The organism is Streptomyces alboniger (assembly GCF_008704395.1).
Taxonomy (GTDB): domain Bacteria; phylum Actinomycetota; class Actinomycetes; order Streptomycetales; family Streptomycetaceae; genus Streptomyces; species Streptomyces alboniger.
On sequence record NZ_CP023695.1, the window covers coordinates 4,043,148 to 4,067,331 of the forward strand.

Sequence of the window (24,184 nt, forward strand, 5' to 3'; positions counted from 1 at the left end):
CGTATGCCCATACTCAGGGGGTGACCGCGAACGAGGGTGCCTCCTATGACGCCGTGGTGCTCGCAGGTGGCGGCGCCGCTCGGCTCGGCGGCGCCGACAAACCCGGCGTGCGCGTCGGCGGGCGGACGCTGCTCGACCGGGTCCTGACCGCCTGTTCCGGCGCCGGGACCACCGTCGTGGTGGCCGCGCCGAGACCGACCGCGCGGCCCGTGGTGTGGGCGCGTGAGGAGCCGCCGGGCGGCGGGCCGCTGGCCGCGCTGGACGCGGGACTGCGGCGTACCGCGGCGGAGTGGGTGGTGGTGCTCTCCGCGGACCTGCCGTTCCTGGAGGAGTGGACCGTACGCCGCCTGCTGGAGGCTCTGCGGGACAGCGGGGCGGACGGGGCGGTTCTCACCGACCCGGAAGGGCGTGATCAGCCGCTCGTCGCGGCCTACCGCAGTGCGTCGCTGCGGCGGGGGATCGCGGAACTCGCGGGCACGGGTGAAGGCGGCGGGCTCGGCGGGCTGCCACTGCGGCGGCTCGTTTCGCGGCTCGGTCTGACCCGGGTAGCCGATCCCGTCGCCGCCTTCGACTGCGACACCTGGGACGACATCGCCACCGCGCGGGCGCGGATCAGGGAGCATGGGCATGTGTTGGATGAATGGATTTCCGCAGTCAAGGACGAGCTGGGCATCGAACTCGACGTCGATACCGGCATGCTCCTCGACCTCGCCCGCGACGCCGCGCACGGTGTGGCCAGGCCGGCGGCACCGCTGACCACCTTCCTCGTCGGCTACGCGGCAGCGCAGGCCGCTGCGCGGGGCGGGGCGGGGGCGACGGGCGGAGCCGAAGCCGTCGCCGACGCGTCGCGCAGGGCCGCGGCGCTTGCCGCCCGCTGGGCGGAGGAGGAGGCCCAGCAGGGTGCGACGCCGGGGGCCGGGGCCGCCCCCACCACCCCTGCAAAGCCGCAGACCTCGCCCTCGCAGCCGCAGACCTCCCCCTCGCGGTCGCAGGCCGCCGCCCCTACCCCGCACACCTCCCACACCTCCCACACTCCGCCCTCCCCCGGTTCCTCCTCGGATGCCGGATGACCGGGCAGCCCCTGCCGGACGCCGAGTTCGATGAAGCTCTCGCGCTGGTGAACGAGTGCAGGGACGGCCACGGTGCCGTCCCCCGTTCGGCGCCACCGACCACGCCGACTCCCACCCCCGCGCCCGCGCCGCAGGATGCCCCGTACGCGCAAGCCACCCCGCCCGCACAATCCACGCCCCCCACCCCCGGCGAGCCCAAGCACCGCGACGTCAGCCCCTGGCCCGCCGCCCGCGCCCGTGCCGCGCAGGCAGTGCCCCGGGCCGGGGGCGAGCCCGTGGCCGTCCCGCTGGACAAGGCGCTCGGCATGACCTTGGCCGCGCCGCTCGCCGCCCTGACCGATCTGCCGTCGTTCGACACCTCCGCGATGGACGGCTGGGCCGTCGCGGGCCCCGGCCCCTGGGTCGTACGGGCCGACGGGATCCTCGCCGGGCACGACCGCCCGGAGGCGCTGGGGGACGGCGAGGCGGTCCGCATCGCCACGGGCGCCCGTATCCCGCGGGACGCCACCGCGGTCCTGCGCAGTGAGCACGGCCGCATCGACGACAAGGGCAGGCTGCACGCCCTGCGCGAGGTCGTGCCGGGCCAGGACATCCGCCCGCGCGGCCAGGAGTGCCGTTCCGGCGACCACCTCCTGCCGTCCGGGGCCCGGATCACACCCGCCGTGCTCGGCCTGGCCGCGGCCGCCGGATACGACACGCTCAGCGCCGTCCGCCGACCGCGCGCCGAAGTCCTCGTACTGGGCGACGAGTTGCTGACCGACGGGCTGCCCCGCGACGGCCTCATCCGGGACGCGCTCGGCCCGATGCTGCCGCCCTGGCTGCGCACGCTGGGCGCCGAGGTCACCGGGGTGCGGCGGCTGGGCGACGACCCGGAGGCGCTCCACGAGGCCCTGACGACGTCCACAGCCGACCTGGTCGTGACGACGGGCGGTACGGCCGCGGGCCCGGTAGACCACGTCCACCCCACGCTGCGCCGCATCGGTGCCGAACTGCTCGTGGACGGCGTCGCCGTACGCCCCGGGCACCCCATGCTGCTGGCCCGCCTCCGTCCCGGTCGGCACCTCGTCGGCCTGCCGGGCAACCCGCTCGCCGCGATCTCCGGCCTGCTGACGCTGGCCGAGCCCCTGCTGCGTACGCTCAACGGACGCGGGCCGGGGCAGCCGGGCGGCCCCGCGACAACCGCGGCCTACCCCGCGAGCACCCCGCACCACGTAAGCACCGAGCACCCCGCAAACACCGCGTACACCGCACCTGTACGCGATGACGTGCAGGGGCATCCGTACGACACCCGCCTCGTGCCCGTCGCCCTGCGCGGTGAGCACGCCGTGCCGCTGCGCTTCAACGGTCCGGCGATGCTGCGCGGCATCGCCGCGGCCGACGGGCTCGCGGTCGTGCCGCCCGGCGGCGCGCACAAGGGACAGGAGCTGGAAATCCTCGACCTGCCATGGGGCCCGGCCGACGACGGCGGGGAGTGTTTCACGTGAAACTTCCCGGCCACGACGCCATCGCCCGTCACCCCGAAGAACACCACACGACGCACCGGATCAAGCTGCCCCAGCGGGTGGTTGAACGGCCCCTGCGCCAGGTCACCCGGCGTCTGGTGATGGCCTTGCTGGTGCTCGCCCTGACGACGTTCATAGTCTGGATCGATCGCGCCGGCTATCACGACAACTCCGACGAGCGCGTCGACTTCCTCGATGCCGCGTACTACGCCACGGTGACGCTCTCCACCACCGGTTACGGCGACATCGTCCCGTACAGCGACAGCGCCCGGCTCACCAACATCCTCCTGATCACGCCGTTGCGCGTGCTCTTTCTGATCATCCTGGTCGGCACGACCCTCGAAGTGCTCACGGAACGGACGCGCGAGGAATGGCGTCTGTCCCGCTGGAGGTCCAACTTGCGTGAACACACTGTCGTCGTCGGCTTCGGGACGAAGGGCCGCTCGGCGATCCAGACCGTCTGCGCGACCGGGCTGAAGCCGGAGCAGATCGTGGTGGTCGATCCCAGCGCGAAGGTCATCGACGCGGCCACGGCGGAGGGCTACGCGGGTGTCGTCGGCGACGCGACGCGCAGCGACGTACTGCTCCGCGCGGAGGTGCAGCGGGCCCGGCAGATCATCATCGCGACGCAGCGCGACGATACGGCGGTCCTCGTCGCGCTCACCGCGCGGCAGCTGAACCGCGGGGCGAAGATCGTCGCCGCGGTGCGCGAGGAGGAGAACGCGCCGCTGCTGCGGCAGTCCGGCGCCGACGCGGTGATCACCAGCGCCAGCGCGGCGGGGCGGCTCCTCGGGCTCTCCGTGCTGAGCCCGAGCGCGGGCATGGTCATGGAGGACCTGATCCAGCAGGGCTCGGGGCTCGACCTCGTCGAGCGGCCGGTCATAAAGGCCGAGGTGGGGAAGGGCGTCCGGGATACGGAGGACCTCGTCGTGAGTGTCGTACGAGGGCATCGGGTGCTGGGGTACGACGACCCCGCCGTCGGGAAGCTCCAGTTGACGGACCGGCTGATCACGATCGTCCGGGCCTCGCCCGCGACGGTGATCGCGCCTGACACGAAGCCGCTGCCGACGGACTGAACGGCCCGAACGGCCCGAACGGCCCGAACGGCCCGAACGGCCCGACGGTCCGAACGGTCCCGCCACGGTGGAGGGCGCCTCTCGCAGGGCGCCCCTGGCTTACAGGGCGCCCCAGTTGGGGTCGGGAGTAGCCTCGGAATCATGTATGCGATCACGATCCCCGAACCCGGCGGCCCCGAAGCGCTCGTGTGGGCCGAGGTGCCCGATCCCGTGCCCGGCGAGGGCGAGGTGCTGGTCGAGGTGGTGGCCAGCGCCGTGAACCGCGCCGATCTCCTCCAGCGGCAGGGCTTCTACAACCCGCCGCCCGGCGCGTCCCCGTACCCCGGTCTGGAGTGCGCGGGCCGCATCACCGCGCTCGGCCCCGGTGTCTCCGGCTGGGCGGTCGGCGACGAGGTGTGCGCCCTGCTCTCGGGCGGTGGATACGCCGAGCAAGTCGTCGTCCCCGCCGGGCAGCTGTTGCCCGTGCCCGAGGGCGTCGATCTCGTGACGGCGGCCGCGTTGCCCGAGGTGACCTCGACCGTCTGGTCCAACGTCTTCATGATCGCCCACCTGCGTCCCGGCGAGACGCTGCTCGCGCACGGCGGTTCGAGCGGCATCGGCACCATGGCGATCCAGCTGGCCAAGGCGGTCGGCGCGAAGGTCGCCGTCACGGCGGGCAGCAAGGAGAAGCTGGAGTTCTGCGGGGAGTTGGGGGCGGACGTTCTCATCAACTACCGCGAGCAGGACTTCGTCGAGGAGATCGAGCGGGCCACGGACGGGGCCGGCGCGGACGTCATCCTCGACAACATGGGCGCGAAGTACCTGGACCGGAACGTGCGGTCCCTCGCGGTCAACGGCCGCCTCGCGATCATCGGCATGCAGGGCGGCGTCAAGGGCGAGCTGAACATCGCCACGCTCCTCAACAAGCGCGCCGCCGTCACCGCCACCTCGCTGCGGGCGCGCCCCGCCGCCGAGAAGGCGTCGATCGTCGCGGCGGTACGGGAGCATGTCTGGCCGCTGATCGGCGGGGGGCACGTGCGGCCGATCGTCGACCGTACGGTGCCGATGAGGGACGCGGCGGCGGCGCATCGGGTGCTTGAGGAGAGCGGGCACATCGGGAAGGTGCTTCTTACGCGGTAGCGGTAGCGGTGGCGGTAGCAGTGGCGTTGGCGGTGGCAGCAGCGGTATGCGGAGCGGCCGCGGGTCGGACGTGGCTGAGCGCGCAGTTCCCCGCGCCCCTTTGGGGCGCTCGCCTTCGGGGCGCTCCCCTTCGGGCGCGATCAAGGTGCCGGAATTATTGCGTCATGTGAGGCTTGTCGGTGGCGTAGTGATCCGTCTGATCTTGGGCGTCCCGATGGCGGGAGGTGGCCGGCGCGGTGGCTGTTTCACGGGTGACTCTTCGCATGGCCCTCGTGGCCGCCCTCCTCACGGCCCTCGCGGCGGTCGTGCCCGGTCTCCTGGCGTACGCGGCCGAATCCGCGCCCAGCGGGCCCCTCACCACCGTCGACGAGACCCCCCGGGCCGGCAGTCGCCCCGGCGAGGGCCGGGCGCGGCCGGGCCGCCAGGACCCGCCCTTCCCCGACCCGCCACCACCGCCGCCCACGCCACCTCCCGCCGTCCCCCCGCCGCCACCGGACCCGTCGCCCGTGACCCATCACGACGGCGCGTCCGAGGCCACCGAGCCGACGCCCACCGAAACCGTCCTGACCGGCCTGCGCGTCCTGCCCCTCGGCGGCGGCCTGGTCCTCATCGGCCTCGGTCTCGGCTTCCTCGGTCTGCGTCTGCGGCGCGGTGGTTGAGGGTGGATCACCGCCGTACGGGGGCACCAACGATGTGTGATGTACGGGTGCGAGAGAATGGCGGCATGGAGATGCCGAGGAACGAACGGTCACCGGAGAACCCTCACGTCCTGGTCGTGGGCCAGGACGGAATGGCTCTCGGTGGTGGCGGAGACGACGATTCCCGCGAGGTCCCGGTGACGGAGATGGTCGAACAGCCGGCCAAGGTCATGCGCATCGGCAGCATGATCAAGCAGCTTCTCGAGGAGGTGCGGGCGGCTCCTCTCGACGAGGCGAGCCGGGTACGCCTCAAGGAGATCCACGCCAGCTCGGTCAAGGAGCTGGAGGACGGCCTCGCCCCCGAGCTGGTCGAGGAGCTGGAGCGGCTGTCCCTGCCCTTCACGGAGGAGGCGACGCCGAGCGATGCCGAACTGCGCATCGCGCAGGCCCAGCTGGTCGGCTGGCTTGAGGGCCTCTTCCACGGGATCCAGACGACACTGTTCGCGCAGCAGATGGCGGCGCGGGCCCAGCTGGAGCAGATGCGCCGTGCGCTGCCGCCCGGCGTGGGCGGCGGCGAGGACGACGACGAGGGCGGCCTCGCGGGCCGTACGGGGGGCCCGTACCTCTAGGCCCGTTGAACGACGAGGGGCCCGGTACGCATCGCGCGTACCGGGCCCCTCGTCGTGAAGAAGCAAAGACCCTCGTCGTGACGAAGCAGAGAGCAGAGAGAACTAGGCCGGGTTGCCCGTCGAGATGTCGAACTGGATGTCCACGTTCTTCGGGTCGACCTCCGTGCCTTCCTTCGGGGTCTGCCGCATCACGGTGTCCTTGCCGTAGGCGTTCTCGTCGACCAGGCGCTTGTCGTAGTTCCATCCGGCGGCCTGAAGGCAGGTCAGGACCGACTTCCAGTCCCTGAAGGTGAAGTCGGGGAGCTTGATCTTGGTCTCGTCGTTGTAGCCGACATCGGGCTCCTTGCACTTCTCCTTCTCGATCGTGTTGTTGCGCTCGGGCCCCTTGTACCCCGCCACCGGCTGCTTCGACTTGTCGTCCGAGGCTTCCTTGCCGTCGCCGCCGTTGAGGGTGAGCGCGGTGATGAGGCCGCCGATGGCGATGAGCGCGACGATGATCGAGCCGACGATCACCGGCATGTTCCGCCGCTTGCCGCCGCCCGAGCCCGACGCGGACGCGGTCGTGGCGGGCTGCGGGGAGAGGTTGTACGGGGGCGGGGTGTGCGCTCCCTGCTGCGGCGCGTACGCGTTGGTGGGCGCCGGGGTCGCGTAGCCCTGCTGGGGGTAGCCGTAGCCCGGCGTCGCGGCCGGGGTCGACGGGCCGTAGGCGCTCGGCTGGTACGGCGTCTGGATGCCGCCGGACTGCGGCGGGAGCGAGGAGTCGACCGGCGGGAAGACCGCGGAGCCGACGCCCGCGCCACTCGCCGTCTGCGCGCCCGGCACGATGCTGGGGGCCGCCGCCTGGAAGGACTGCGCGACGCGCAGGCACTCGTCGCGCATCGCCTCGGCGGTCGGGAAGCGCTCGTTCGGGTTCTTCTTCAGCGCGCGGGCGACGATCGCGTCGACCGCGGGCGGCAGCGAACGGTTGATCGAGGACGGAGCGACCGGCTCCTCCTGGACGTGGGCGTACGCGATGGCCAGCGGCGAGTCCGCCTCGAACGGCAGCCGCCCGGTGACCAGTTGGAAGAGCATGATGCCGACCGAGTACAGGTCGGAGCGCGCGTCCACGCCGCGGCCGAGGGCCTGCTCGGGGGAGAGGTACTGAGGGGTGCCGACGACCATGCCGGTCTGGGTCATCGACGTGACGCCGGACTGCATGGCGCGGGCGATGCCGAAGTCCATGACCTTGACGACGTTGCGCTTGGTCATCATGACGTTGCCCGGCTTGATGTCGCGGTGGACCAGGCCCATCTCGTGGCTGATCTCCAGCGCCGCCAGCACATCGGCGGTGATCTTCAGCGCCTGGTCGGTCGGCATCGCTCCGAACTGCGTGACGGACGCGTCGAGCACGGAGCCGAGCGGCTTGCCCTCGACGTACTCCATGACGATGTACGGCATCGTCGTGCCGTCCAGCTCGTCCTCACCGGTGTCGAACACCGACACGATGTTCGTGTGCGTGAGCTTCGCCACCGACTGCGCCTCGCGCCGGAAGCGCTCACGGAAGGACTGCTCGCGGCCCAGCTCGGTGTGGAGCGTCTTGATCGCGACCTGGCGGTCGAGAACGGCGTCGTACGCCAGGTGGACCGAGGCCATGCCGCCCTCGCCGAGCAGATCGCGCAGTTGGTAGCGGCCGCCGGCCAGCGAACGCCCCGCGTACCGCCCCTGTGCGCCGTCCTGGCTGCTCATCTCGTGCGTCCCCCATCGGCGCGGCGGCCGGACGGCTCCGCGGCTGGTGATCGATTACCCGCTATTCCTGGCCAAGTCTGCCCCAGGACGATGACGCGTCAAGCTCGGTGCCCGTTCCGTGACCGTACGCGCAAGAAGCGTCTCGGAAGCGTTACAAGTTTGCGCGTGAGGACCCGGGAACGCTTTTATGTCCGGTCCACCTCGAACCGGCAGGTGGCGTGAAGGCTGTAGCGTGGCCCGTCGGAGTACCCGTACAGCGGCGTACCCAGCACCAAGTACCACGACCAGAAACGACGGCGAGGACTGATGGCACAGACGCAGCGCGCTCAGGGCCCGTCCGACCCCGACGCGACTGGCGGCGGTATGTCAGACGCGCCCGAGTTGTGGGGCAATGGCGGGCTCGTCGGAGACGGCCGGTACCGGCTGACCCACCGGCTCGGCCGAGGCGGCATGGCCGAGGTGTTCGCCGCCGAGGACGTACGCCTGGGGCGGACGGTGGCGGTCAAGCTGCTGCGCTCCGACCTCGCCGAGGACCCGGTCTCCAAGGCGCGTTTCACGCGTGAGGCCCAGTCCGTCGCGGGCCTCAACCACCACGCTGTGGTCGCGGTGTACGACTCCGGTGAAGATGTCGTCGGGCCGAGCGTCGTCCCGTACATCGTCATGGAGATCGTCGAGGGCCGTACGATCCGCGATCTGCTGCTCAACGCGGAGGCGCCGGGTCCCGAGCAGGCGCTCATCATCGTCTCCGGGGTGCTCGAAGCGCTCGCGTACTCGCACCAGCACGGCATCGTGCACCGTGACATCAAGCCCGCGAACGTGATCATCACCAACACCGGCGCGGTGAAGGTGATGGACTTCGGCATCGCGCGCGCCCTGCACGGCGCGCAGTCGACGATGACGCAGACCGGCATGGTCATGGGCACGCCCCAGTACCTCTCGCCCGAGCAGGCGCTCGGCAAGGCCGTCGACCATCGCTCCGACCTGTACGCGACCGGCTGTCTGCTCTACGAACTGCTCGCGCTGCGGCCGCCGTTCACCGGTGAGACGCCGCTCTCCGTGGTCTACCAGCACGTCCAGGACACGGCCGTGCCGCCCTCCGAGGTCTCGGACGCGGCGCCGCCGGAGCTGGACGGGCTCGTCATGCGCTCCCTGGCCAAGGACCCGGACGACCGGTTCCAGACCGCCGAGGAGATGCGCGGCCTCGTCCAGTACGGGCTCCAGATGCTGCACGAACAGGGCAGCCACACGGGGACCTGGAACACCGGGCCCGTCGAGATGCACGAGGGCGGCAACACCCCGGCGATGGGCGTCGCGGGAACGACCGCGATGGGGCACCCCGATTCCGGGACCGCGCAGATCCCGGGCCCGATGCTGCGTCCGCCGGGCGGCGACGACGGTGGCTTCGAGGGCGGGCAGCGCGGGGGCAGGGGCGGCCGCGGCAAGATGTGGGTCTTCGCCGTGCTCGCGGTCCTCGCGATCGTCGTGGGCGTCGCCTTCGCGTTGAACGCCGCGGGCGACAAGACCAAGGACAAGACGCCCGACGTGACTCCTTCGACGAAGCAGTCGCAGGAGAAGAAGCCCAGCAAGAGCCCGGACAAGGACGAGACGAACGAGCCGACGGAGCCGGGCAGCGACACCGGGGGCCAGACGGGCTATCCCCCGCAGACGAACCAGCCGACCGGGCCCACGCAGCCGACCGGGGGCCCCACGCAGCCGACGGGGAACCCGACCACGCCGACGACGGACCCGACGACCGACCCGACGACGCCGGACCCGACGGACGATCCGACCGACGACCCGCCGCCGACGACGGACCCGACCGACGAGGGCGGCGACCCGGGCGGCGGCGGGGACGACCCGGGGGCCTGACCGGGCGACCCGGCCGCCCAGGGCCAGGTGGGTGAACCTGCCGCGTGCGTCAGCGGGCGTGCTGGAGGCCGCGGTCGCGGGCCGCGGTGAGGGTGTGGACCTTGGTCACCTGCGGCTCGATCCGCAGATAGACCGGGTCGAACAGCTCGCCGTCCGCGTAGTGCGGCGCGGGACCGAAGAGTTCCAGCTCGGCGTTGGACGGCTCGACCGCCTCGCAGAGGCCGATGCACTGCACGGTCCACTGGCCGCCCTGACGCGCGGTCGCCACGTCGAGGTTGTCCGCGCCGTACGCGACGACGCTGCCCACGCACGCGTGGTGGTAGCCGTATCCCCTGTGCAGACGCAGCAGGATCTGCCCGCCGACGACGATGTGGCGGGCCGCCGCGAGGAAGGGCAGCGCGCGCATGCTGGTCGCCACCCGCCCGTAGTCCGTACGGCGGAGCAGTTCGAAGGCGAGCTGTTCATCGGCGGAGGCGGTGGGGTCGATGGACATGCCCCCACCCTCGTCCAGAGGCGGGATGCCGCAAAAGAGGAGCCCGCCCCCATCAAACGGGACGAAAGTCCCTTCAGTGCTGCTTCTCGGCCTGCATGCGCGCCACATACGCGGCGGCCTGCGAGCGCCGCTCCATGCCCAGCTTGGAGAGGAGGCTGGAGACGTAGTTCTTGATCGTCTTCTCGGCGAGGTGCAGCCGCTCGCCGATGACGCGGTTCGTGAGGCCCTCGCCGATCAGGTCGAGGATCTTCCGCTCCTGGTCGGTGAGGTTGGCCAGGCGGTCGTCGCCCTTGGTGTTGTTGCCGTCGCGCAGCCGTTCGAGGACCCGGGCCGTGGCGACGGGGTCGAGCAGGGACTTCCCGGCAGCCACGTCGCGCACGGCGGTCAGCAGCTCATTGCCGCGGATGGCCTTGAGGACATAACCGGAGGCGCCGGCCATGATCGCGTCGAAGAGGGCCTCGTCATCGGCGAACGAGGTGAGCATCAGGCATTTGATGTCCTCGTTCTGCGAGCGGATCTCGCGGCACACCTCGACCCCGCTGCCGTCCGGCAGGCGCACATCGAGCACGGCCACGTCGGGCCGGGTCGCCGGGATCCTGACCAGGGCGTCCGCGGCGGTGCCGGCCTCGCCGACCACCTCGATGTCGGACTCGACGGAGAGCAGCTCATGGACTCCGCGCCGCACCACTTCGTGGTCGTCGAGGAGAAATACCGTAATTTTTCCATCTTCGCGCACGGAGCCAGTCTCACACACGATCTCTTCCGGTGCCCGGGCGGAACCCTTCCCGTGGCCGGGGTGGCCGGGATAACGTGCCGGTGTTCCGGCCCCCTGCCAGGCTGTGATCAGTGCTGTGACCAGGAAGTGTTCCCCCTTTTCTCGTGTACTTCTCGATGTACTCGGAAATCCGAGCAATCAGGTACTTGGATTTCCGAGTAAATTCGCAGGTCAGATGGGGTTTCACAGAATTGGCGAGCACTGGGTAACGTGCATTGTGCAGGGCGCTCGCCGGGGCACCTGTCACGCCTGTTCCCGGCCGAGACGCACCCACCCCGTGCGCGGGCACGGATCAGGCGAGCCGCACTGGCCTCACCGGTAACCCCCGGGGGCCGGACCGACGGAGGAGCACACGTGACCGTGGAGAGCACCGCCGCGCGCAAACCGCGCAGCAGCAGTACCGGCGGCGGCAAGCGCGCCGCAAGCGCCAAGAAGGCCGCTCCGCAGAAAAGCACGGAGCCCGAGCTCGTACAGCTGCTGACGCCCGAGGGCAAGCGGGTCAAGAGCGCGAAGAACGCCGTGTACGACGCGTACGTCGCCGGCATCACGAGCGAGGAGCTGCGCGGCCTGTACCGCGACATGGTCCTCACCCGCCGCTTCGACGCCGAGGCCACCTCGCTCCAGCGCCAGGGCGAGCTGGGCCTGTGGGCCTCGCTGCTCGGCCAGGAGGCCGCGCAGATCGGTTCCGGCCGGGCCACCCGCGACGACGACTACGTGTTCCCCACGTACCGCGAGCACGGCGTCGCCTGGTGCCGCGGGGTCGACCCGACGAACCTGCTCGGCATGTTCCGCGGCGTGAACAACGGCGGCTGGGACCCGAACAGCAACAACTTCCACCTGTACACGATCGTCATCGGCTCGCAGACCCTGCACGCCACCGGCTACGCGATGGGCGTGGCCAAGGACGGCGCCGACTCGGCCGTGATCGCGTACTTCGGGGACGGTGCCTCCAGCCAGGGGGACGTCGCTGAATCGTTCACCTTCTCCGCGGTCTACAACGCCCCCGTCGTGTTCTTCTGCCAGAACAACCAGTGGGCCATCTCCGAGCCGACCGAGAAGCAGACCCGTGTGCCGCTCTACCAGCGCGCCCAGGGCTACGGCTTCCCCGGTGTGCGGGTCGACGGCAACGACGTGCTCGCCGTGCTCGCCGTCACCAAGTGGGCCCTGGAGCGGGCGCGTACGGGCGAGGGCCCGGCGCTGATCGAGGCGTTCACTTACCGCATGGGCGCGCACACCACGTCCGACGACCCGAGCAAGTACCGCAACGACGACGAGCGGGTGGCGTGGGAGGCCAAGGACCCGATTCTGCGGCTGCGGGCGTTCCTGGAGTCCGAAGGCCACGCGGATGAGGGATTTTTCGCGGAACTCGACGACGAGAGCGAAGCGTTGGGCAAGCGAGTGCGAGAGGTGGTGCGGGCGATGCCGGATCCGGATCTGATGGCGATCTTCGAGAATGTCTACGCGGACGGGCACGCGCTCGTGGACGAGGAGCGCGCCCAGTTCGCCGCGTACCAGGCGTCGTTCGCCGACGCCCCCGCGGGCGGGGAGGTCAAGTAACCATGACTGTCCAGAAACTGCCCATCGCCAAGGCGATCAACGAATCGCTGCGCACGGCGCTGGAGAACGACCCCAAGGTCCTCATCATGGGCGAGGACGTCGGCAAGCTCGGCGGCGTCTTCCGGGTGACGGACGGGCTCCAGAAGGACTTCGGCGAGGAGCGGGTCATCGACACCCCGCTCGCCGAGTCCGGCATCGTCGGCACGGCCATCGGCCTCGCCCTGCGCGGGTACCGCCCGGTGGTGGAGATCCAGTTCGACGGCTTCGTCTTCCCCGCCTACGACCAGATCGTCACGCAGCTGGCGAAGATGCACGCCCGCGCGCTCGGCAAGATCAAGATGCCGGTCGTCATCCGCATTCCGTACGGCGGTGGCATCGGCGCCGTCGAGCACCACAGCGAGTCGCCCGAGACGCTGTTCGCGCACGTGGCGGGCCTGAAGGTGGTCTCTCCCTCGAACTCGGCGGATGCCTACTGGATGATGCAGCAGGCCATCCAGAGCGACGACCCAGTGATCTTCTTCGAGCCCAAGCGGCGGTACTGGGACAAGGGCGAGGTCGACAAGGAGTCGATCCCCGGGCCCCTGCACAAGGCCACCGTCGCCCGCGAGGGCAGCGACCTCACGCTCGCGGCGTACGGCCCGATGGTGAAGGTCTGCCTGGAGGCGGCCGCGGCGGCCGAGGAGGAGGGCAAGTCCCTGGAGGTCCTGGACCTGCGCTCCATGTCGCCGATCGACTTCGACGCCGTGCAGGCCTCGGTGGAGAGGACCCGGCGGCTCGTCGTCGTGCACGAGGCCCCGGTCTTCCTGGGCACGGGCGCGGAGATCGCCGCGCGCATCACCGAGCGGTGCTTCTACCACCTGGAGGCCCCGGTGCTGAGGGTCGGCGGCTACCACGCCCCGTATCCGCCGGCGCGCCTAGAGGAGGAGTACCTGCCGGGCCTCGACCGGGTGCTCGACGCCGTCGACCGCTCGCTGGCGTACTGAGGGAGAGGGTCGTGACGACGATGACAGACACCGCTCTTGCCGAGTTCAAGATGCCCGACGTGGGCGAAGGGCTCACCGAGGCCGAGATCCTCAAGTGGTACGTGGCGCCCGGTGACACCGTCACAGACGGGCAGGTCGTGTGCGAGGTCGAGACGGCCAAGGCCGCGGTCGAACTCCCCATTCCGTTCAACGGCGTCGTGAGTGAGCTGCGCTTCCCCGAGGGCACCACGGTCGACGTCGGCCAGGTGATCATCTCGGTGGACGTGTCGGGTGGGGCGGGTGCTGGTGCCTCGACGGCGCCCGAGCCGGTGACCGAGCCCGAGCCCGCCGAGCCGCAGGGGCGCCAGCCCGTGCTCGTGGGGTACGGGGTCGCCGAGTCCTCGACGAAGCGCCGGGCTCGGAGGGCCGAATCGGTGGACGCCCCTGTCGCGGCGCCGGAGCCGGCGGCACAGGGGCAGGGCGGGCTCAACGGCCACGGCGTCCGGCCGCTCGCCAAGCCGCCCGTCCGCAAGCTCGCCAAGGACCTCGGCGTGGACCTCGCGACGGTCACCCCGTCCGGGCCCGACGGGATCATCACGCGTGAGGACGTGCACGCGGCGGTGGCCCCGGCCGCCGCCGAGCCCGCGCCACAGGCGCCTCAGGCGGTGGAGGCACCCGCTCCGGTGGCCGCGTCCGCTCCCGCGGCCGGCGCGGATGCCAGGGAGACCCGCGTCCCCGTCAAGGGCGTCCGGAAGGCGACCGCGCAGGCGATGGTCGGCTCGGCGTTCACCGCGCCGCACGTCACCGAGTTCGTGACGGTCGACGTGACGCGGACGATGAAGCTGGTCGAGGAGTTGAAGCAGGACAGGGCTTTCGAGGGGCTGCGGGTCAATCCGCTGCTGCTCATCTCCAAGGCCCTGCTGGTCGCGATCAAGCGGAATCCCGAGGTCAACGCCGCCTGGGACGAGGCGAATCAGGAGATCGTCCAGAAGCACTATGTGAACCTCGGCATCGCCGCGGCCACCCCGCGCGGTCTGATCGTGCCGAACATCAAGGACGCGCACGCCAAGACCCTGCCCGAACTGGCCGAGGCACTCGGCGAGTTGGTGACCACGGCCCGCGCGGGCAAGACGTCGCCCGGCGCCATGCAGGGCGGCACGGTCACGATCACGAACGTCGGCGTCTTCGGCGTCGACACGGGCACGCCGATCCTGAACCCCGGCGAGTCCGCGATCCTCGCGGTCGGATCGATCAAGCTTCAGCCGTGGGTCCACAAGGGCAAGGTCAAGCCGCGCCAGGTGACGACGCTCGCGCTCTCCTTCGACCACCGCCTGGTGGACGGGGAGCTGGGCTCCAAGGTGCTCGCCGACGTGGCGGCCATTCTGGAGCGGCCGAAGCGGTTGCTGACCTGGGCGTAATGCCCGCAGGTAGGTGAACGACATGAAGGAGGGGCCCGCCGCGACAACGCGGCGGGCCCCTCCTTCACCTACGCACGCACGCACGTACGTACGGCTGCTGCTGAGCGTCAGGCGACCTTGAAGCCGTAGTCCAGCATCTTCTTGGCGTCCGCGGCGCGGTTGGCCGCCGAGGTGGAGGTCAGGACCGTGCCGACGAGCGTCTTGCCGTTACGGGTCGCGGCGAAGACGAGGCAGAACTTCGCCTCGGGGCCGGAGCCCGTCTTCACACCGATCGCTCCGCGGTAGGAGCCGAGGAGGGGGTTGGTGTTCTTCCACGGCATGTAGCGGTAGCCACCGGACCGCGTGGTGACCTTCTGCTTGGTCTCCTTCGTCTTCACGACCGTGCGGAACGTGGAGTACTTCATCGCGTTGCTGGCGAGCTTCGTCAGGTCCCGCGGCGTCGAGTAGTTCTGGCCGTGCCCGATGCCGTCGAACGAGTCGAAGTGCGTGTTCGTCAGGCCGAGGGACCTGGCGGTGGAGTTCATCTGGCCGATGAAGTTCTTCACGCGGGCCGAACGGGTCGAGCCCTTGCCGAACTTGTCCGCGAGTGCGTACGCGGCGTCGCAGCCGGAGGGCAGCATCAGCCCGTACAGCAGCTGGCGGACGGTGACCTTGTCGCCGACGATCAGGCGGGCGGAGGAGGCGTAGTTGTTGGCGACGATGTAGTCGCTGTACGCCTTCTGGACCGTGACCTTGGAATCCAGGTTGAGGTTCCGCTGGCCGAGGACCACGCGCGCCGTCATGATCTTCGTCGTGGACCCTGTGGACCGGCGGGTGTCGGCGGACTTGGTGAACAGGCTCTTGCCCGTGCCGTTGTTCATCACATAGCCGCCCTTGGCGGCGATGGACGGCTTCGGCGGTGCGGCCGCGTGGGCCGGGGTGGTGAGGGCGCCGCCGGCCAGTATCGCGCTCGCGGTGATGGTAACGGCTGATACGCGACGTACGCCCTTAATGCCGGTATTCAAGTTCTCTGCTCCAAATGCCCCTGGATTGCGGCCACATGGAGGGGCCGCTCTTACGTAAGACGAGCGGGAGACGTGAATGGATGTGCCGGATGACCCGGGAAATACCCGTGCGGCCTTCAAAGCGTCGAGTTTCCGCCATGTGGACCGGGGATTCCCGCGTATACGTGTTGTATCTATGCTGTGCGCATGTCAGTCATCGCCATCAAGCAGCCCCCCGCCGCGGAGCGCGTCTACGCGTATGTGAAGCGGGCCGTCCTGGAGCGCCGCTACGAGGGCGGCACGCTCCTCACCGAGGGTGAGCTGGCCGAGGCCGTGGGGGTCTCCCGCACGCCCGTACGGGAGGCGCTGCTGAAGCTTGAGGTGGAGGGGCTGCTGCGGCTCTACCCCAAGAAGGGGGCGCTCGTGCTGCCCGTCTCCGCGCAGGAGATCACGGACGTCGTCGAGACGCGGCTGCTCGTCGAGACGCACGCGGTGCGCAAGGCCGTGCCGGCGCCGACGGGGCTCGTGGAGCGGTTGGAGGGACTGCTCTCCCGGCAGCGGGAGCAGGCCGCGGCGGGGGATCTCGCCGGGGCGGCGGTCACCGACCGCTGCTTTCACGCGGAGATCGTGCGCAGCGGGGGGAACGAGATTCTCTCGCGGCTCTACGACCAGTTGCGGGACCGGCAGTTGAGGATGGGCGTGGCGGTGATGCATTCGCATCCCGACCGGATCGCCAAGACGCTCTCCGAGCACGAGGAGATTCTCGCGGCGTTGCGGTGCGGCGACGCCGAGGTGGCGGTCTCCGTGGTGACCCGGCATGTCGGGTGGTTCCAGAACCTGGCCCGGGGTGAGGTGCGGTGAGTTCTCCAGGCTCTCCGGGTTCTCCGGGCTTTCCGGGTTCTCCTTCCGACCCCTTTTCCCTTCCCGGTGATCCTTCCCCAAGCTCTGAAGGAGCTGGGGGAGACCCCATTGGCGGCAGGAAGGCCGTGATCGTCTGGTCCATCGGGGTCGCCGTCTATTTCGTCGCCGTCATTTTCCGGACCTCTCTCGGTGTCGCCGGGCTCGACGCCGCCGACCGGTTTCACGTCAACGCGTCCGCCCTTTCGACTTTCTCCATACTCCAGTTGCTCGTGTACGCGGGGATGCAGATACCCGTCGGCCTGATGGTCGACCGGCTCGGCACCAAGAAGGTGCTGACCATCGGCGTCGTGCTGTTCACGGTCGGACAGCTCGGCTTCGCCTTCTCACCCTCGTACGCGATGGCGCTCGCCTCCCGCGCCCTGCTCGGCTGCGGGGACGCGCTGACCTTCATCAGCGTGCTGCGGCTCGGCACCCGCTGGTTCCCGGCCCGGCGCGGCCCGCTCGTCGCCCAGCTCGCGGGGCTCGTCGGCATGGCGGGCAACCTCGTCTCCACCCTCGTCCTGGCCCGGCTGCTGCACTCCGTCGGCTGGACCGCCGCCTTCGCGGGCAGCGCGCTGTGCGGTGTCGTCGTCCTCGTCCTGATGACGCTCTTCCTGAAGGACCACCCGGAGGGCCATGAACCGGAGCCGGCCGGCCGCGCCGGCGTGGCCTTCGTCCGCGAGCAGATCGCCCTGTCCTGGCGGGAGCCCGGCACCCGGCTCGGGATGTGGGTGCACTTCACCACGCAGTTCCCCGCGATGGTGTTCCTGCTGCTGTGGGGCCTGCCGTTCCTCGTCGAGGCGCAGGGCCTGTCCCGGGCGACCGCGGGTGAGCTGCTGACGCTCGTCGTGCTGTCCAACATGGTCGTCGGCCTGGTCTACGGCCAGCTCGTCGCCCGGCACCACGCCGCGCGCCTCCCGCTGGCGCTCGGCACGATCGGGGCGACGGCCGCGGCCTGGGCGGCCACGCTCGCCTTCCCCGGGGAGCACGCCCCGATGTGGCTGCTGGTCGTCCTGTGCGCCGTGCTCGGCGCCTGCGGGCCCGCCTCGATGATCGGCTTCGACTTCGCGCGGCCCGCCAACCCGCCGGAGCGCCAGGGCACGGCCTCCGGCATCACCAACATGGGCGGCTTCGTCGCCTCCATGACGACGCTGCTCGCGATCGGCCTGCTCCTCGACGCGACCGGCCAGAACTATCGCGTGGCGTTCTCGGCGGTGTTCGTGCTCGAAGCGGTGGGGCTCTGCCAGATTCTGCGGCTGGGGTCCCGGGCGGTCCGCCGGGAGCGGGAGCGGCTGGTGGCCTCCCGGGTCGAGGCTGTCCACGTCCCTGCCTGAACCGCCCCGCCGCTACGGCGTCACCGCGAAGTTGCGCAGGATCGCCTCCGCGAGGTCCTGGTCGCCCTCAGCCTTGATCCGGTCGGCGACGGCCGGGTACGTCACGCGGCCGCAGGCCAGCCTGAAGTACGTCTCCCAGTCGAGGGCGATCGTGGCGAGCGGGCCCAGCGAGGGCGCGTTGTCCACCGTGCCCCTGCCCTCGGCGTCCACGCGCACCGTGCGCAGGAACTCCACGGGGCCGCTCACGTCGAAGACGACCGCCGAGTTCGCCGGCGCGCCCGCCTCCTTGGCCACGACCTTCGCGAGGCCTTGCAGGAGGAGGTCCCGGACGACGTAGGCACCGGCGGAGTCGAGGTTGCCGGGCTTCCGCAGCGTCGTACGCAGGTCCTGCTCGTGCACCCACACATCGAACGCCCGCATCCGCATGGCCAGTTCGAGGGTCTGCTCGGAGCCGAGCGGGCCGCGGATCTTGGTGCTCGGGTCCCGTGACTCGTTCCGCAGCTGCCGGGAGCGGCGGATGATCGTGTACTCCAGCTCGGAGGTCATCTCCGGTGCGGTGTGGTGGCGCCGCACGTCGACCTGCATCTCCATGTACCGCTGGCTCTCGGTCTTCACGTGGTACAGATCGCGGGGCAGCGTGTGGATCGGGCGCGGATCGCCCAGCATCTCGCAGTCGAGGCCGATGACGTGGGAGACGATGTCGCGCACGGACCACCCGGGGCAGGGCGTCGCCCAGTTCCACTCACCCTCGGCGAGCGGCGTGACCAGCTCGGATATCGCTTCCACGGAGTGGGTCCAGGCATCGGCGTAGGTTTGCAGGCTGGGATGGAGACTCACGGGACCCCTCGACGGTCGTACGCGGGCGGTGGGTGTCTGAGACGTTAAGTTACGCTGCCCGCAGGCACCCCGGCAGTGCTTTCGTGTGACGATCGTAGGCTGTACTTGACGGTGCCGACGGATCGAATGCCAGGACGGTGGTAGTGTGCGCGCCTCCCTCATCCAGATCGCTGTAGACGAGGGCGAGCCGGTCAATTCCCGTCGGTCGCGGGTTGCTTCACTGGTACGTGAGGTGAGCGCGCGGGACGGTTCGGACCTGGTCGTCCTCCCCGAGCTGTGGACCACGGGCGCCTTCGCCTACGAGTCCTTCGCCGAGGAGGCGGAGCCGCTCGAAGGGCCCACGTACGAGGCGATGGCCAAGGCCGCGAGCGACGCGGGCGTGTGGCTGCACGCCGGATCGGTCCCCGAGCGCGCCGCGTCCGACGGCGCGCTCTACAACACCTCGCTCGTCTTCTCCCCCGAAGGCGAACTCGCCGCCGCCTACCGGAAGATCCACCGCTTCGGCTTCGACAAGGGCGAGGCGGTACTGATGGCGGCGGGCTCGCAGCTCGTGACGGTACGGACGCCGGCCACCACCCTCGGCCTCGCCACCTGCTACGACCTGCGCTTCCCCGAGCTGTTCCGGGGACTCGTCGACGCGGGCGCCGAGATGTTCGTGGTGCCCGCCGGGTGGCCCGAACGGCGGCGTGAGCACTGGCGGCTGCTCGCCCGGGCGCGGGCGGTCGAGGACCAGGTGTACGTCCTCGCGTGCGGCACCGGCGGTACGCACGCGGGCGTCCCGCAGGCCGGGCACAGTGTCGTCGTCGACCCGTGGGGCGAGGTTCTCGCGGAGGCGGGTGACGGCGAGGAGGTCCTGACCGTCGACCTCGACCCCGCGAAGGTGGCGGCGACGCGCGAGCAGTTTCCCGCGCTGAAGGACCGCCTCCTGGGGCAGGCTCCGCCGCCGCGGGCCTGAGTCGCGGCCGGTGCTGGTCGCGCGGCTCCCCGCGCCCTCGCCCCTGGACTCAGTCGTGGTCCTCCCGCTCCTTCTCGGCGAGGCGGATGACGCAGACCGTGACGGCGAGCAGCAGCGCCGGGTCGGCGTCCTCGCGCACGACGTGCAGGCCGTACGCGTCGCGCACGCTGAACCAGCGGCGCGAGATGTCGGCGAGCAGTTCACCGTCGTACTCGATGGCGAACTCACGGTCGAGGATCTTGCCGCTGACGTCCAGCTCGGTGCCGTCGACGAGCGCGACGCGGTAGTGGTTGCGCAGCAGGGACAGGCGCTTGCGCTTGACGGTGGCGAGCGCCTGTCCCTCCCGCTCGATGACCATCGTGTCGCGCAGGGCGAGCATCTTGGCGTGGATGTCGACGAGGACCCTGCCCTGCATGTCCTTCAGCTCGAAGGTGTCGCGCAGCCGCATCGCCTTGCCGTCGACGAAGAAGACCTTGCGGCCCCGGTCGTCCTCGATCCAGTAGTCGTCGCCGATGCCGAGCAGCCGGTCGCGTACGAGTAGTTTCATGCCGCCATCACTACCCCGAAACCGGCACGGACCGGACGCGGCCCGACCGTGTCACCCCTCGGGGGGTCAGTAACCCCTGCGCTCCTGGTCGGGGTCGACGACCGTCGTCTGCGCGGCCGGTGGCACCACCGCCCGCCTGCGCCGCGCGATGCTGGTGAACGCGGCGACACCTATGAGACCCACCGCCATCATGACGAGACCGGCGACGGTGACGTTCAAGCCTTCCATCTTCCAGTCGGTCGCGAACGTGAGAATGGCGCCCACGGCGATGAGGATGATGCATCCGCCCAGGCCCATATGGACCGCCTCCCTGTGGTCGTGTCTGCGCAGCACCGTGTACCCGGCTCAGCCACCACCACACGGGATGCGGCCGCTCAGCCCTCCAGGAACGCCACGAGCGCGTTGGCCAGCAGGTACGGGTCGTCCGCGCCGCACAGCTCGCGCACGCTGTGCATGGACAGGATCGCGACGCCGATGTCGACCGTCTTGATGCCGTGCCGGGCCGCGGTGATGGGGCCGATGGTCGTGCCGCACGGCATCGCGTTGTTGGAGACGAACGACTGGAAGGGCACGCCCGCCTTCTCGCACGCGGCGGCGAAGACCGAGCGTCCGGCGCCGTCCGTGGCGTAGCGGTTGTTGACGTTGACCTTGAGGATCGGGCCGCCGTTGGCACGGGGGTGGTGCGTCGGGTCGTGCCGCTCCGCGTAGTTGGGGTGCACGGCGTGGCCGGTGTCGGAGGAGAGGCAGACGGTGCCGGCGAAGGCGCGGGCCCGGTCCTCGTACGAGCCGCCGCGCGCGAACACGGACCGTTCGAGGACGCTGCCGAGCAGCGGGCCGTCGGCGCCGGTGTCGGACTGCGAGCCGTTCTCCTCGTGGTCGAAGGCGGCGAGTACGGGGATGTAGGGGAGGTCGTCCCCGGCCGCCACGGCGGTGAGGGCGGCCGTCGCGGCGTGCACGGACAGGAGGTTGTCCATGCGGGGGCCCGCGACCAGCTCGCGGTCGCGGCCCAGGTACGCGGGCGGCTCCACGGAGTACGTCATGAGGTCCCAGCCGGTGACCTCTCCCTCGGCGAGGCCGGTCTCCTCCTCCAGGAAGCGGATGAGGTCGCCCTCGTCGACGTCGTCGCCCAGGCCCCAAATGGGCTGCATGTGCTTCTGCTTGTCGAGCTTGAGCCCGTCGGTGGGCACGTTCCGGTCCATGTGGATGGCCAGTTGGGGCACGCGCAGCAGCGGCCGGTCGATGTTCACGAGCCGCGAGGTGCCGTCGCGCAGCGAGAGGCGGCCGGCGAGGCCGAGGTCCCTGTCGAGCCAGGAGTTGAGCAGGGGGCCGCCGTAGATCTCGACCGCGACCTGGCGCCACCCGTGGGCGCCGGCGTCGGGCTGCGGCTTCACGCGGAGGTTGGGGGAGTCGGTGTGGGCGCCGACGATCCGGAAGGGGGTGTGCGGGGAGGCGCTCTCCGGGACGTACCAGGCGACGATGGCGCCGCCCCTCAGCACGTACTTGCCGCCGGTCGTCCCGTCCCAGGCGTCGGTCTCCTCGACCTGCCGGAAGCCGGCCTTCTCCAGCCGCTCGGCGGCGCTCGCCACGGCGTGGTACGGCGAGGGGCTCGCCGCGAGGAAGGACATGAGGTCTTCGGTGTGGCCGCGGTCGAAGGGGCCGGAGGGTGTGCGCATGGCTGCCAGCCTAGCCAGAGCGGTTGCTTTTCTGCGGGGCGGTTCTTCCGGTGCGGGGGCGGCTGTTCCCTGTCCCGCCGCTTCGCGACGGATACCTCCCACCCGCCCGTACGCCCCGCATCAGCTGCGGGGTGAGCCGCTCGGCCTGGGGCCTGCCTCAGGTCCCGCGGTCGCCGGGTGAGGAAGGGGGCGGGGCCCCCGGGGTGGCAGATGCGCGGGTGGCCCGCCCCCGAGGGGGGCGGGCCACTGCGTTGTGCGTGAGGTGGGCGGGGTCAGAACGCCGCCTCGTCCAGTTCCATGATGGACAGCTCCACGCCCTCGGCGAGCTTCCGCTCGGCCGCTACGCCCGGCAGGACCGTCGTCGCGAAGAACTTGGCCGCCGCGATCTTGCCCTCGTAGAACGGCTTGTCCTTCGCCGAGGCCGTCTCCAGCTTCTCGGCGGCGACCGCGGCACCACGGAGCAGCAGGTAGCCGACGACCACGTCGCCCGAGGCCATCAGGAGGCGCGTCGTGTTGAGGCCCACCTTGTAGATGGACTTCACGTCCTGCTCCGTCGCCGCGAGGTCCGTCAGCATGACGCCGACGATGGCCTCCAGCTCAACCGCGGCCTTGGCCAGCTCCTCGCGGGCGGCGGCCAGCGTCTCGCCGCCCGTGCCGACCGCCAGGAACTTCTTGATCTCCTCGGCGAGGCCGTTCAGCGCCGCGCCCTGGTTGCGGACGATCTTCCGGAAGAAGTAGTCCTGGCCCTGGATCGCGGTCGTGCCCTCGTACAGGGTGTCGATCTTCGCGTCACGGATGTACTGCTCGATCGGGTACTCCTGGAGGTACCCCGAGCCGCCGAACGTCTGGAGCGACTGCGCCAGCAGCTCGTACGACTTCTCCGAGCCGTAGCCCTTCACGATCGGCAGGAGCAGGTCGTTGAGCGCGTGCAGCTGCGACGCGTCCTCGCCCGCCGCCTCCTTGACCTGGATCTCGTCCTGGACGGCCGCGGTGTGCAGCACGAGCGCGCGCATGCCCTCGGCGTACGCCTTCTGCGTCATGAGCGAGCGGCGCACGTCCGGGTGGTGGGTGATCGTCACCTTCGGCGCCGTCTTGTCCATGAACTGGGCGAGGTCCGGACCCTGGACGCGCTCCTTGGCGTACTCCAGGGCGTTCAGGTAGCCCGTCGAGAGCGTGGCGATGGCCTTCGTGCCGACCATCATGCGCGCGAACTCGATGATCATGAACATCTGGCGGATGCCGTCGTGCTTGTCGCCGATCAGCCAGCCCTTGGCGGGGTGCTGGTCGCCGAAGGTCATCTCGCACGTGTTGGAGGCCTTGAGGCCCATCTTGTGCTCGACGTTCGTGGCGTAGACGCCGTTGCGCTCGCCCAGCTCGCCGGTCTCCCAGTCGAAGTTGTACTTCGGGACCAGGAAGAGGGAGAGGCCCTTGGTGCCGGGACCCGCACCCTCGGGGCGGGCGAGGACGTAGTGGAGGATGTTCTCCGACATGTCGTGCTCACCGGACGTGATGAAGCGCTTCACGCCCTCGATGTGCCAGGAGCCGTCCTCCTGCTGGACCGCCTTCGTGCGACCGGCGCCGACGTCCGAACCGGCGTCCGGCTCGGTGAGGACCATCGTGGAGCCCCACTGCTTGTCCACGGCGATCTGCGCGACCTTCTTCTGCGCCTCGTTGCCCTCCTCGAAGAGGATGCCGGCGAACGCCGGGCCCGAGGAGTACATCCAGACGGCCGGGTTGGCGCCGAGCAGCAGCTCCGCGTACGCCCAGATCAGGGAGCGCGGGGAGGTCGTGCCGCCGATCTCCTCGGGCAGGCCGAGGCGCCAGTACTCGGAGTCCATGAAGGCCTGGTAGCTCTTCTTGAAGGACGCCGGGACGGGCGCGGTGTTGGTCTCCGGGTCGAAGACCGGGGGGTTGCGGTCGGCGTCCGTGAAGGACTCGGCCAGCTCGTTCTCGGCGAGGCGGCGCAGCTCGTCGAGGATGCTCTTGGCGGTGTCGACGTCCATCTCCGCGAACGGGCCGGTGCCGTACAGCTTGTCGCGGCCGAGCACCTCGAAGAGGTTGAACTCGATGTCGCGGAGATTCGACTTGTAGTGGCCCATGGCGAAGGCTCCGTAAGCAGGAA

22 protein-coding genes are annotated in these 24,184 nt (G+C 70.5%); 13 read left to right on the forward strand and 9 right to left on the reverse strand.

Going from position 1 to position 24,184, the window contains the following annotated elements; genetic code table 11:
• Positions 1-20 precede the first annotated feature (20 nt).
• The 6 genes from CP975_RS17980 (at position 21) to CP975_RS18000 (ending at position 6,034) form a co-directional block, all read left to right on the forward strand.
• A complete protein-coding gene (locus tag CP975_RS17980; RefSeq protein ID WP_150477104.1) occupies positions 21-1,070 on the forward strand; it encodes an NTP transferase domain-containing protein in 1,050 nt (349 codons plus the stop codon).
• Positions 1,067-2,554: a molybdopterin molybdotransferase MoeA gene (locus tag CP975_RS17985; RefSeq protein ID WP_150477105.1), complete on the forward strand. Its 1,488-nt coding sequence runs from the start codon at positions 1,067-1,069 to the stop codon at positions 2,552-2,554. The genes CP975_RS17980 and CP975_RS17985 overlap by 4 nt, the downstream gene beginning before the upstream one ends.
• Positions 2,542-3,648 carry a potassium channel family protein gene (locus CP975_RS17990; RefSeq protein ID WP_199783075.1) on the forward strand — a complete coding sequence of 369 codons (1,107 nt, stop codon included), beginning with the start codon at positions 2,542-2,544 and terminating at the stop codon, positions 3,646-3,648. Before CP975_RS17985 ends, CP975_RS17990 begins: the two co-directional genes overlap by 13 nt.
• A gap of 141 nt (positions 3,649-3,789) precedes the next feature.
• On the forward strand, positions 3,790-4,767 hold the full coding sequence (locus tag CP975_RS17995; protein ID WP_055532437.1) for an NAD(P)H-quinone oxidoreductase: 978 nt from the start codon (positions 3,790-3,792) through the stop codon (positions 4,765-4,767).
• Positions 4,768-5,003: 236 nt separating this feature from the next.
• On the forward strand, positions 5,004-5,426 hold the full coding sequence (locus CP975_RS35065) for a hypothetical protein (protein ID WP_167532706.1): 423 nt from the start codon (positions 5,004-5,006) through the stop codon (positions 5,424-5,426).
• Positions 5,427-5,491: 65 nt separating this feature from the next.
• The gene (locus tag CP975_RS18000) at positions 5,492-6,034 is read left to right on the forward strand and encodes a bacterial proteasome activator family protein (RefSeq protein ID WP_055527234.1); all 543 of its coding nucleotides are present in this window, start codon (positions 5,492-5,494) and stop codon (positions 6,032-6,034) included.
• 102 nt (positions 6,035-6,136) lie between these two features.
• Here CP975_RS18000 and CP975_RS18005 read toward each other — a convergent pair whose 3' ends face one another.
• Positions 6,137-7,759 (reverse strand): protein kinase domain-containing protein, encoded by a 1,623-nt coding sequence (locus CP975_RS18005; protein ID WP_055527235.1) that lies wholly within the window; start codon positions 7,757-7,759, stop codon positions 6,137-6,139.
• A 306-nt stretch (positions 7,760-8,065) separates the two neighbouring features.
• Here CP975_RS18005 and CP975_RS18010 point away from each other — a divergent pair, with 306 nt between their 5' ends.
• Positions 8,066-9,628: a protein kinase domain-containing protein gene (locus CP975_RS18010; protein ID WP_150477107.1), complete on the forward strand. Its 1,563-nt coding sequence runs from the start codon at positions 8,066-8,068 to the stop codon at positions 9,626-9,628.
• Between the two features lie 49 nt (positions 9,629-9,677).
• Here CP975_RS18010 and CP975_RS18015 read toward each other — a convergent pair whose 3' ends face one another.
• Both CP975_RS18015 and CP975_RS18020 read right to left on the reverse strand, forming a co-directional pair.
• Complete coding sequence (locus tag CP975_RS18015; protein ID WP_055527239.1) at positions 9,678-10,121, reverse strand: pyridoxamine 5'-phosphate oxidase family protein; 444 nt, start codon at positions 10,119-10,121, stop codon at positions 9,678-9,680.
• Between the two features lie 73 nt (positions 10,122-10,194).
• On the reverse strand, positions 10,195-10,857 hold the full coding sequence (locus tag CP975_RS18020; RefSeq protein ID WP_030794784.1) for a response regulator: 663 nt from the start codon (positions 10,855-10,857) through the stop codon (positions 10,195-10,197).
• 393 nt (positions 10,858-11,250) lie between these two features.
• Here CP975_RS18020 and pdhA point away from each other — a divergent pair, with 393 nt between their 5' ends.
• Genes pdhA through CP975_RS18035 form a run of 3 tightly spaced genes read left to right on the forward strand, consistent with a single transcriptional unit; the run spans position 11,251 to position 14,833 of the window.
• A complete protein-coding gene (pdhA, locus tag CP975_RS18025) occupies positions 11,251-12,453 on the forward strand; it encodes a pyruvate dehydrogenase (acetyl-transferring) E1 component subunit alpha (RefSeq protein WP_055527240.1) in 1,203 nt (400 codons plus the stop codon).
• A gap of 2 nt (positions 12,454-12,455) precedes the next feature.
• Positions 12,456-13,436, forward strand: a complete 981-nt coding sequence (locus tag CP975_RS18030; RefSeq protein WP_055527241.1) for an alpha-ketoacid dehydrogenase subunit beta — start codon at positions 12,456-12,458, stop codon at positions 13,434-13,436.
• An 11-nt stretch (positions 13,437-13,447) separates the two neighbouring features.
• On the forward strand, positions 13,448-14,833 hold the full coding sequence (locus CP975_RS18035) for a dihydrolipoamide acetyltransferase family protein (protein ID WP_055527243.1): 1,386 nt from the start codon (positions 13,448-13,450) through the stop codon (positions 14,831-14,833).
• Positions 14,834-14,940: 107 nt separating this feature from the next.
• Here the strand turns inward: CP975_RS18035 and CP975_RS18040 are convergent, their stop codons facing one another.
• A complete protein-coding gene (locus CP975_RS18040; protein ID WP_055527244.1) occupies positions 14,941-15,837 on the reverse strand; it encodes a D-alanyl-D-alanine carboxypeptidase family protein in 897 nt (298 codons plus the stop codon).
• Between the two features lie 186 nt (positions 15,838-16,023).
• Between CP975_RS18040 and CP975_RS18045 the strand changes: the two genes are divergently transcribed.
• Positions 16,024-16,677 (forward strand): GntR family transcriptional regulator, encoded by a 654-nt coding sequence (locus CP975_RS18045; RefSeq protein ID WP_055527246.1) that lies wholly within the window; start codon positions 16,024-16,026, stop codon positions 16,675-16,677.
• A 107-nt stretch (positions 16,678-16,784) separates the two neighbouring features.
• Complete coding sequence (locus tag CP975_RS18050) at positions 16,785-18,050, forward strand: MFS transporter (protein WP_246201798.1); 1,266 nt, start codon at positions 16,785-16,787, stop codon at positions 18,048-18,050.
• 12 nt (positions 18,051-18,062) lie between these two features.
• Here CP975_RS18050 and CP975_RS18055 read toward each other — a convergent pair whose 3' ends face one another.
• Positions 18,063-18,887, reverse strand: coding sequence for a maleylpyruvate isomerase family mycothiol-dependent enzyme (locus tag CP975_RS18055; RefSeq protein WP_055527249.1), 825 nt, complete (start codon positions 18,885-18,887; stop codon positions 18,063-18,065).
• 145 nt (positions 18,888-19,032) lie between these two features.
• Here CP975_RS18055 and CP975_RS18060 point away from each other — a divergent pair, with 145 nt between their 5' ends.
• Positions 19,033-19,842: a carbon-nitrogen family hydrolase gene (locus CP975_RS18060; RefSeq protein ID WP_055527250.1), complete on the forward strand. Its 810-nt coding sequence runs from the start codon at positions 19,033-19,035 to the stop codon at positions 19,840-19,842.
• A 49-nt stretch (positions 19,843-19,891) separates the two neighbouring features.
• Here the strand turns inward: CP975_RS18060 and CP975_RS18065 are convergent, their stop codons facing one another.
• The 4 genes from CP975_RS18065 to CP975_RS18080 form a co-directional block, all read right to left on the reverse strand.
• Positions 19,892-20,389, reverse strand: coding sequence for an LURP-one-related/scramblase family protein (locus CP975_RS18065; RefSeq protein ID WP_055527251.1), 498 nt, complete (start codon positions 20,387-20,389; stop codon positions 19,892-19,894).
• A 66-nt stretch (positions 20,390-20,455) separates the two neighbouring features.
• On the reverse strand, positions 20,456-20,686 hold the full coding sequence (locus CP975_RS18070; RefSeq protein WP_055527253.1) for a hypothetical protein: 231 nt from the start codon (positions 20,684-20,686) through the stop codon (positions 20,456-20,458).
• 77 nt (positions 20,687-20,763) lie between these two features.
• Positions 20,764-22,062, reverse strand: coding sequence for a M18 family aminopeptidase (locus tag CP975_RS18075; protein WP_055527254.1), 1,299 nt, complete (start codon positions 22,060-22,062; stop codon positions 20,764-20,766).
• A gap of 272 nt (positions 22,063-22,334) precedes the next feature.
• Positions 22,335-24,161: an acyl-CoA dehydrogenase gene (locus tag CP975_RS18080; protein ID WP_030794821.1), complete on the reverse strand. Its 1,827-nt coding sequence runs from the start codon at positions 24,159-24,161 to the stop codon at positions 22,335-22,337.
• Positions 24,162-24,184: the final 23 nt, after the last annotated feature.

Excerpts from the sequence above, each read along its gene's own strand:
- CP975_RS17995 (WP_055532437.1), top strand. The coding sequence starts at position 3,790 with ATGTATGCGATCACGATCCCCGAACCCGGCGGCCCCGAAGCGCTCGTG.
- CP975_RS18000 (WP_055527234.1), top strand. The coding sequence starts at position 5,492 with ATGGAGATGCCGAGGAACGAACGGTCACCGGAGAACCCTCACGTCCTG.
- CP975_RS18005 (WP_055527235.1), bottom strand. The coding sequence starts at position 7,759 with ATGAGCAGCCAGGACGGCGCACAGGGGCGGTACGCGGGGCGTTCGCTG.
- CP975_RS18080 (WP_030794821.1), bottom strand. The coding sequence starts at position 24,161 with ATGGGCCACTACAAGTCGAATCTCCGCGACATCGAGTTCAACCTCTTC.
- CP975_RS18010 (WP_150477107.1), top strand. The coding sequence starts at position 8,066 with ATGGCACAGACGCAGCGCGCTCAGGGCCCGTCCGACCCCGACGCGACT.
- CP975_RS18075 (WP_055527254.1), bottom strand. The coding sequence starts at position 22,062 with ATGCGCACACCCTCCGGCCCCTTCGACCGCGGCCACACCGAAGACCTC.
- CP975_RS18065 (WP_055527251.1), bottom strand. The coding sequence starts at position 20,389 with ATGAAACTACTCGTACGCGACCGGCTGCTCGGCATCGGCGACGACTAC.
- CP975_RS18030 (WP_055527241.1), top strand. The coding sequence starts at position 12,456 with ATGACTGTCCAGAAACTGCCCATCGCCAAGGCGATCAACGAATCGCTG.
- CP975_RS18015 (WP_055527239.1), bottom strand. The coding sequence starts at position 10,121 with ATGTCCATCGACCCCACCGCCTCCGCCGATGAACAGCTCGCCTTCGAA.
- CP975_RS18045 (WP_055527246.1), top strand. The coding sequence starts at position 16,024 with ATGTCAGTCATCGCCATCAAGCAGCCCCCCGCCGCGGAGCGCGTCTAC.
- CP975_RS18070 (WP_055527253.1), bottom strand. The coding sequence starts at position 20,686 with ATGGGCCTGGGCGGATGCATCATCCTCATCGCCGTGGGCGCCATTCTC.
- CP975_RS17985 (WP_150477105.1), top strand. The coding sequence starts at position 1,067 with ATGACCGGGCAGCCCCTGCCGGACGCCGAGTTCGATGAAGCTCTCGCG.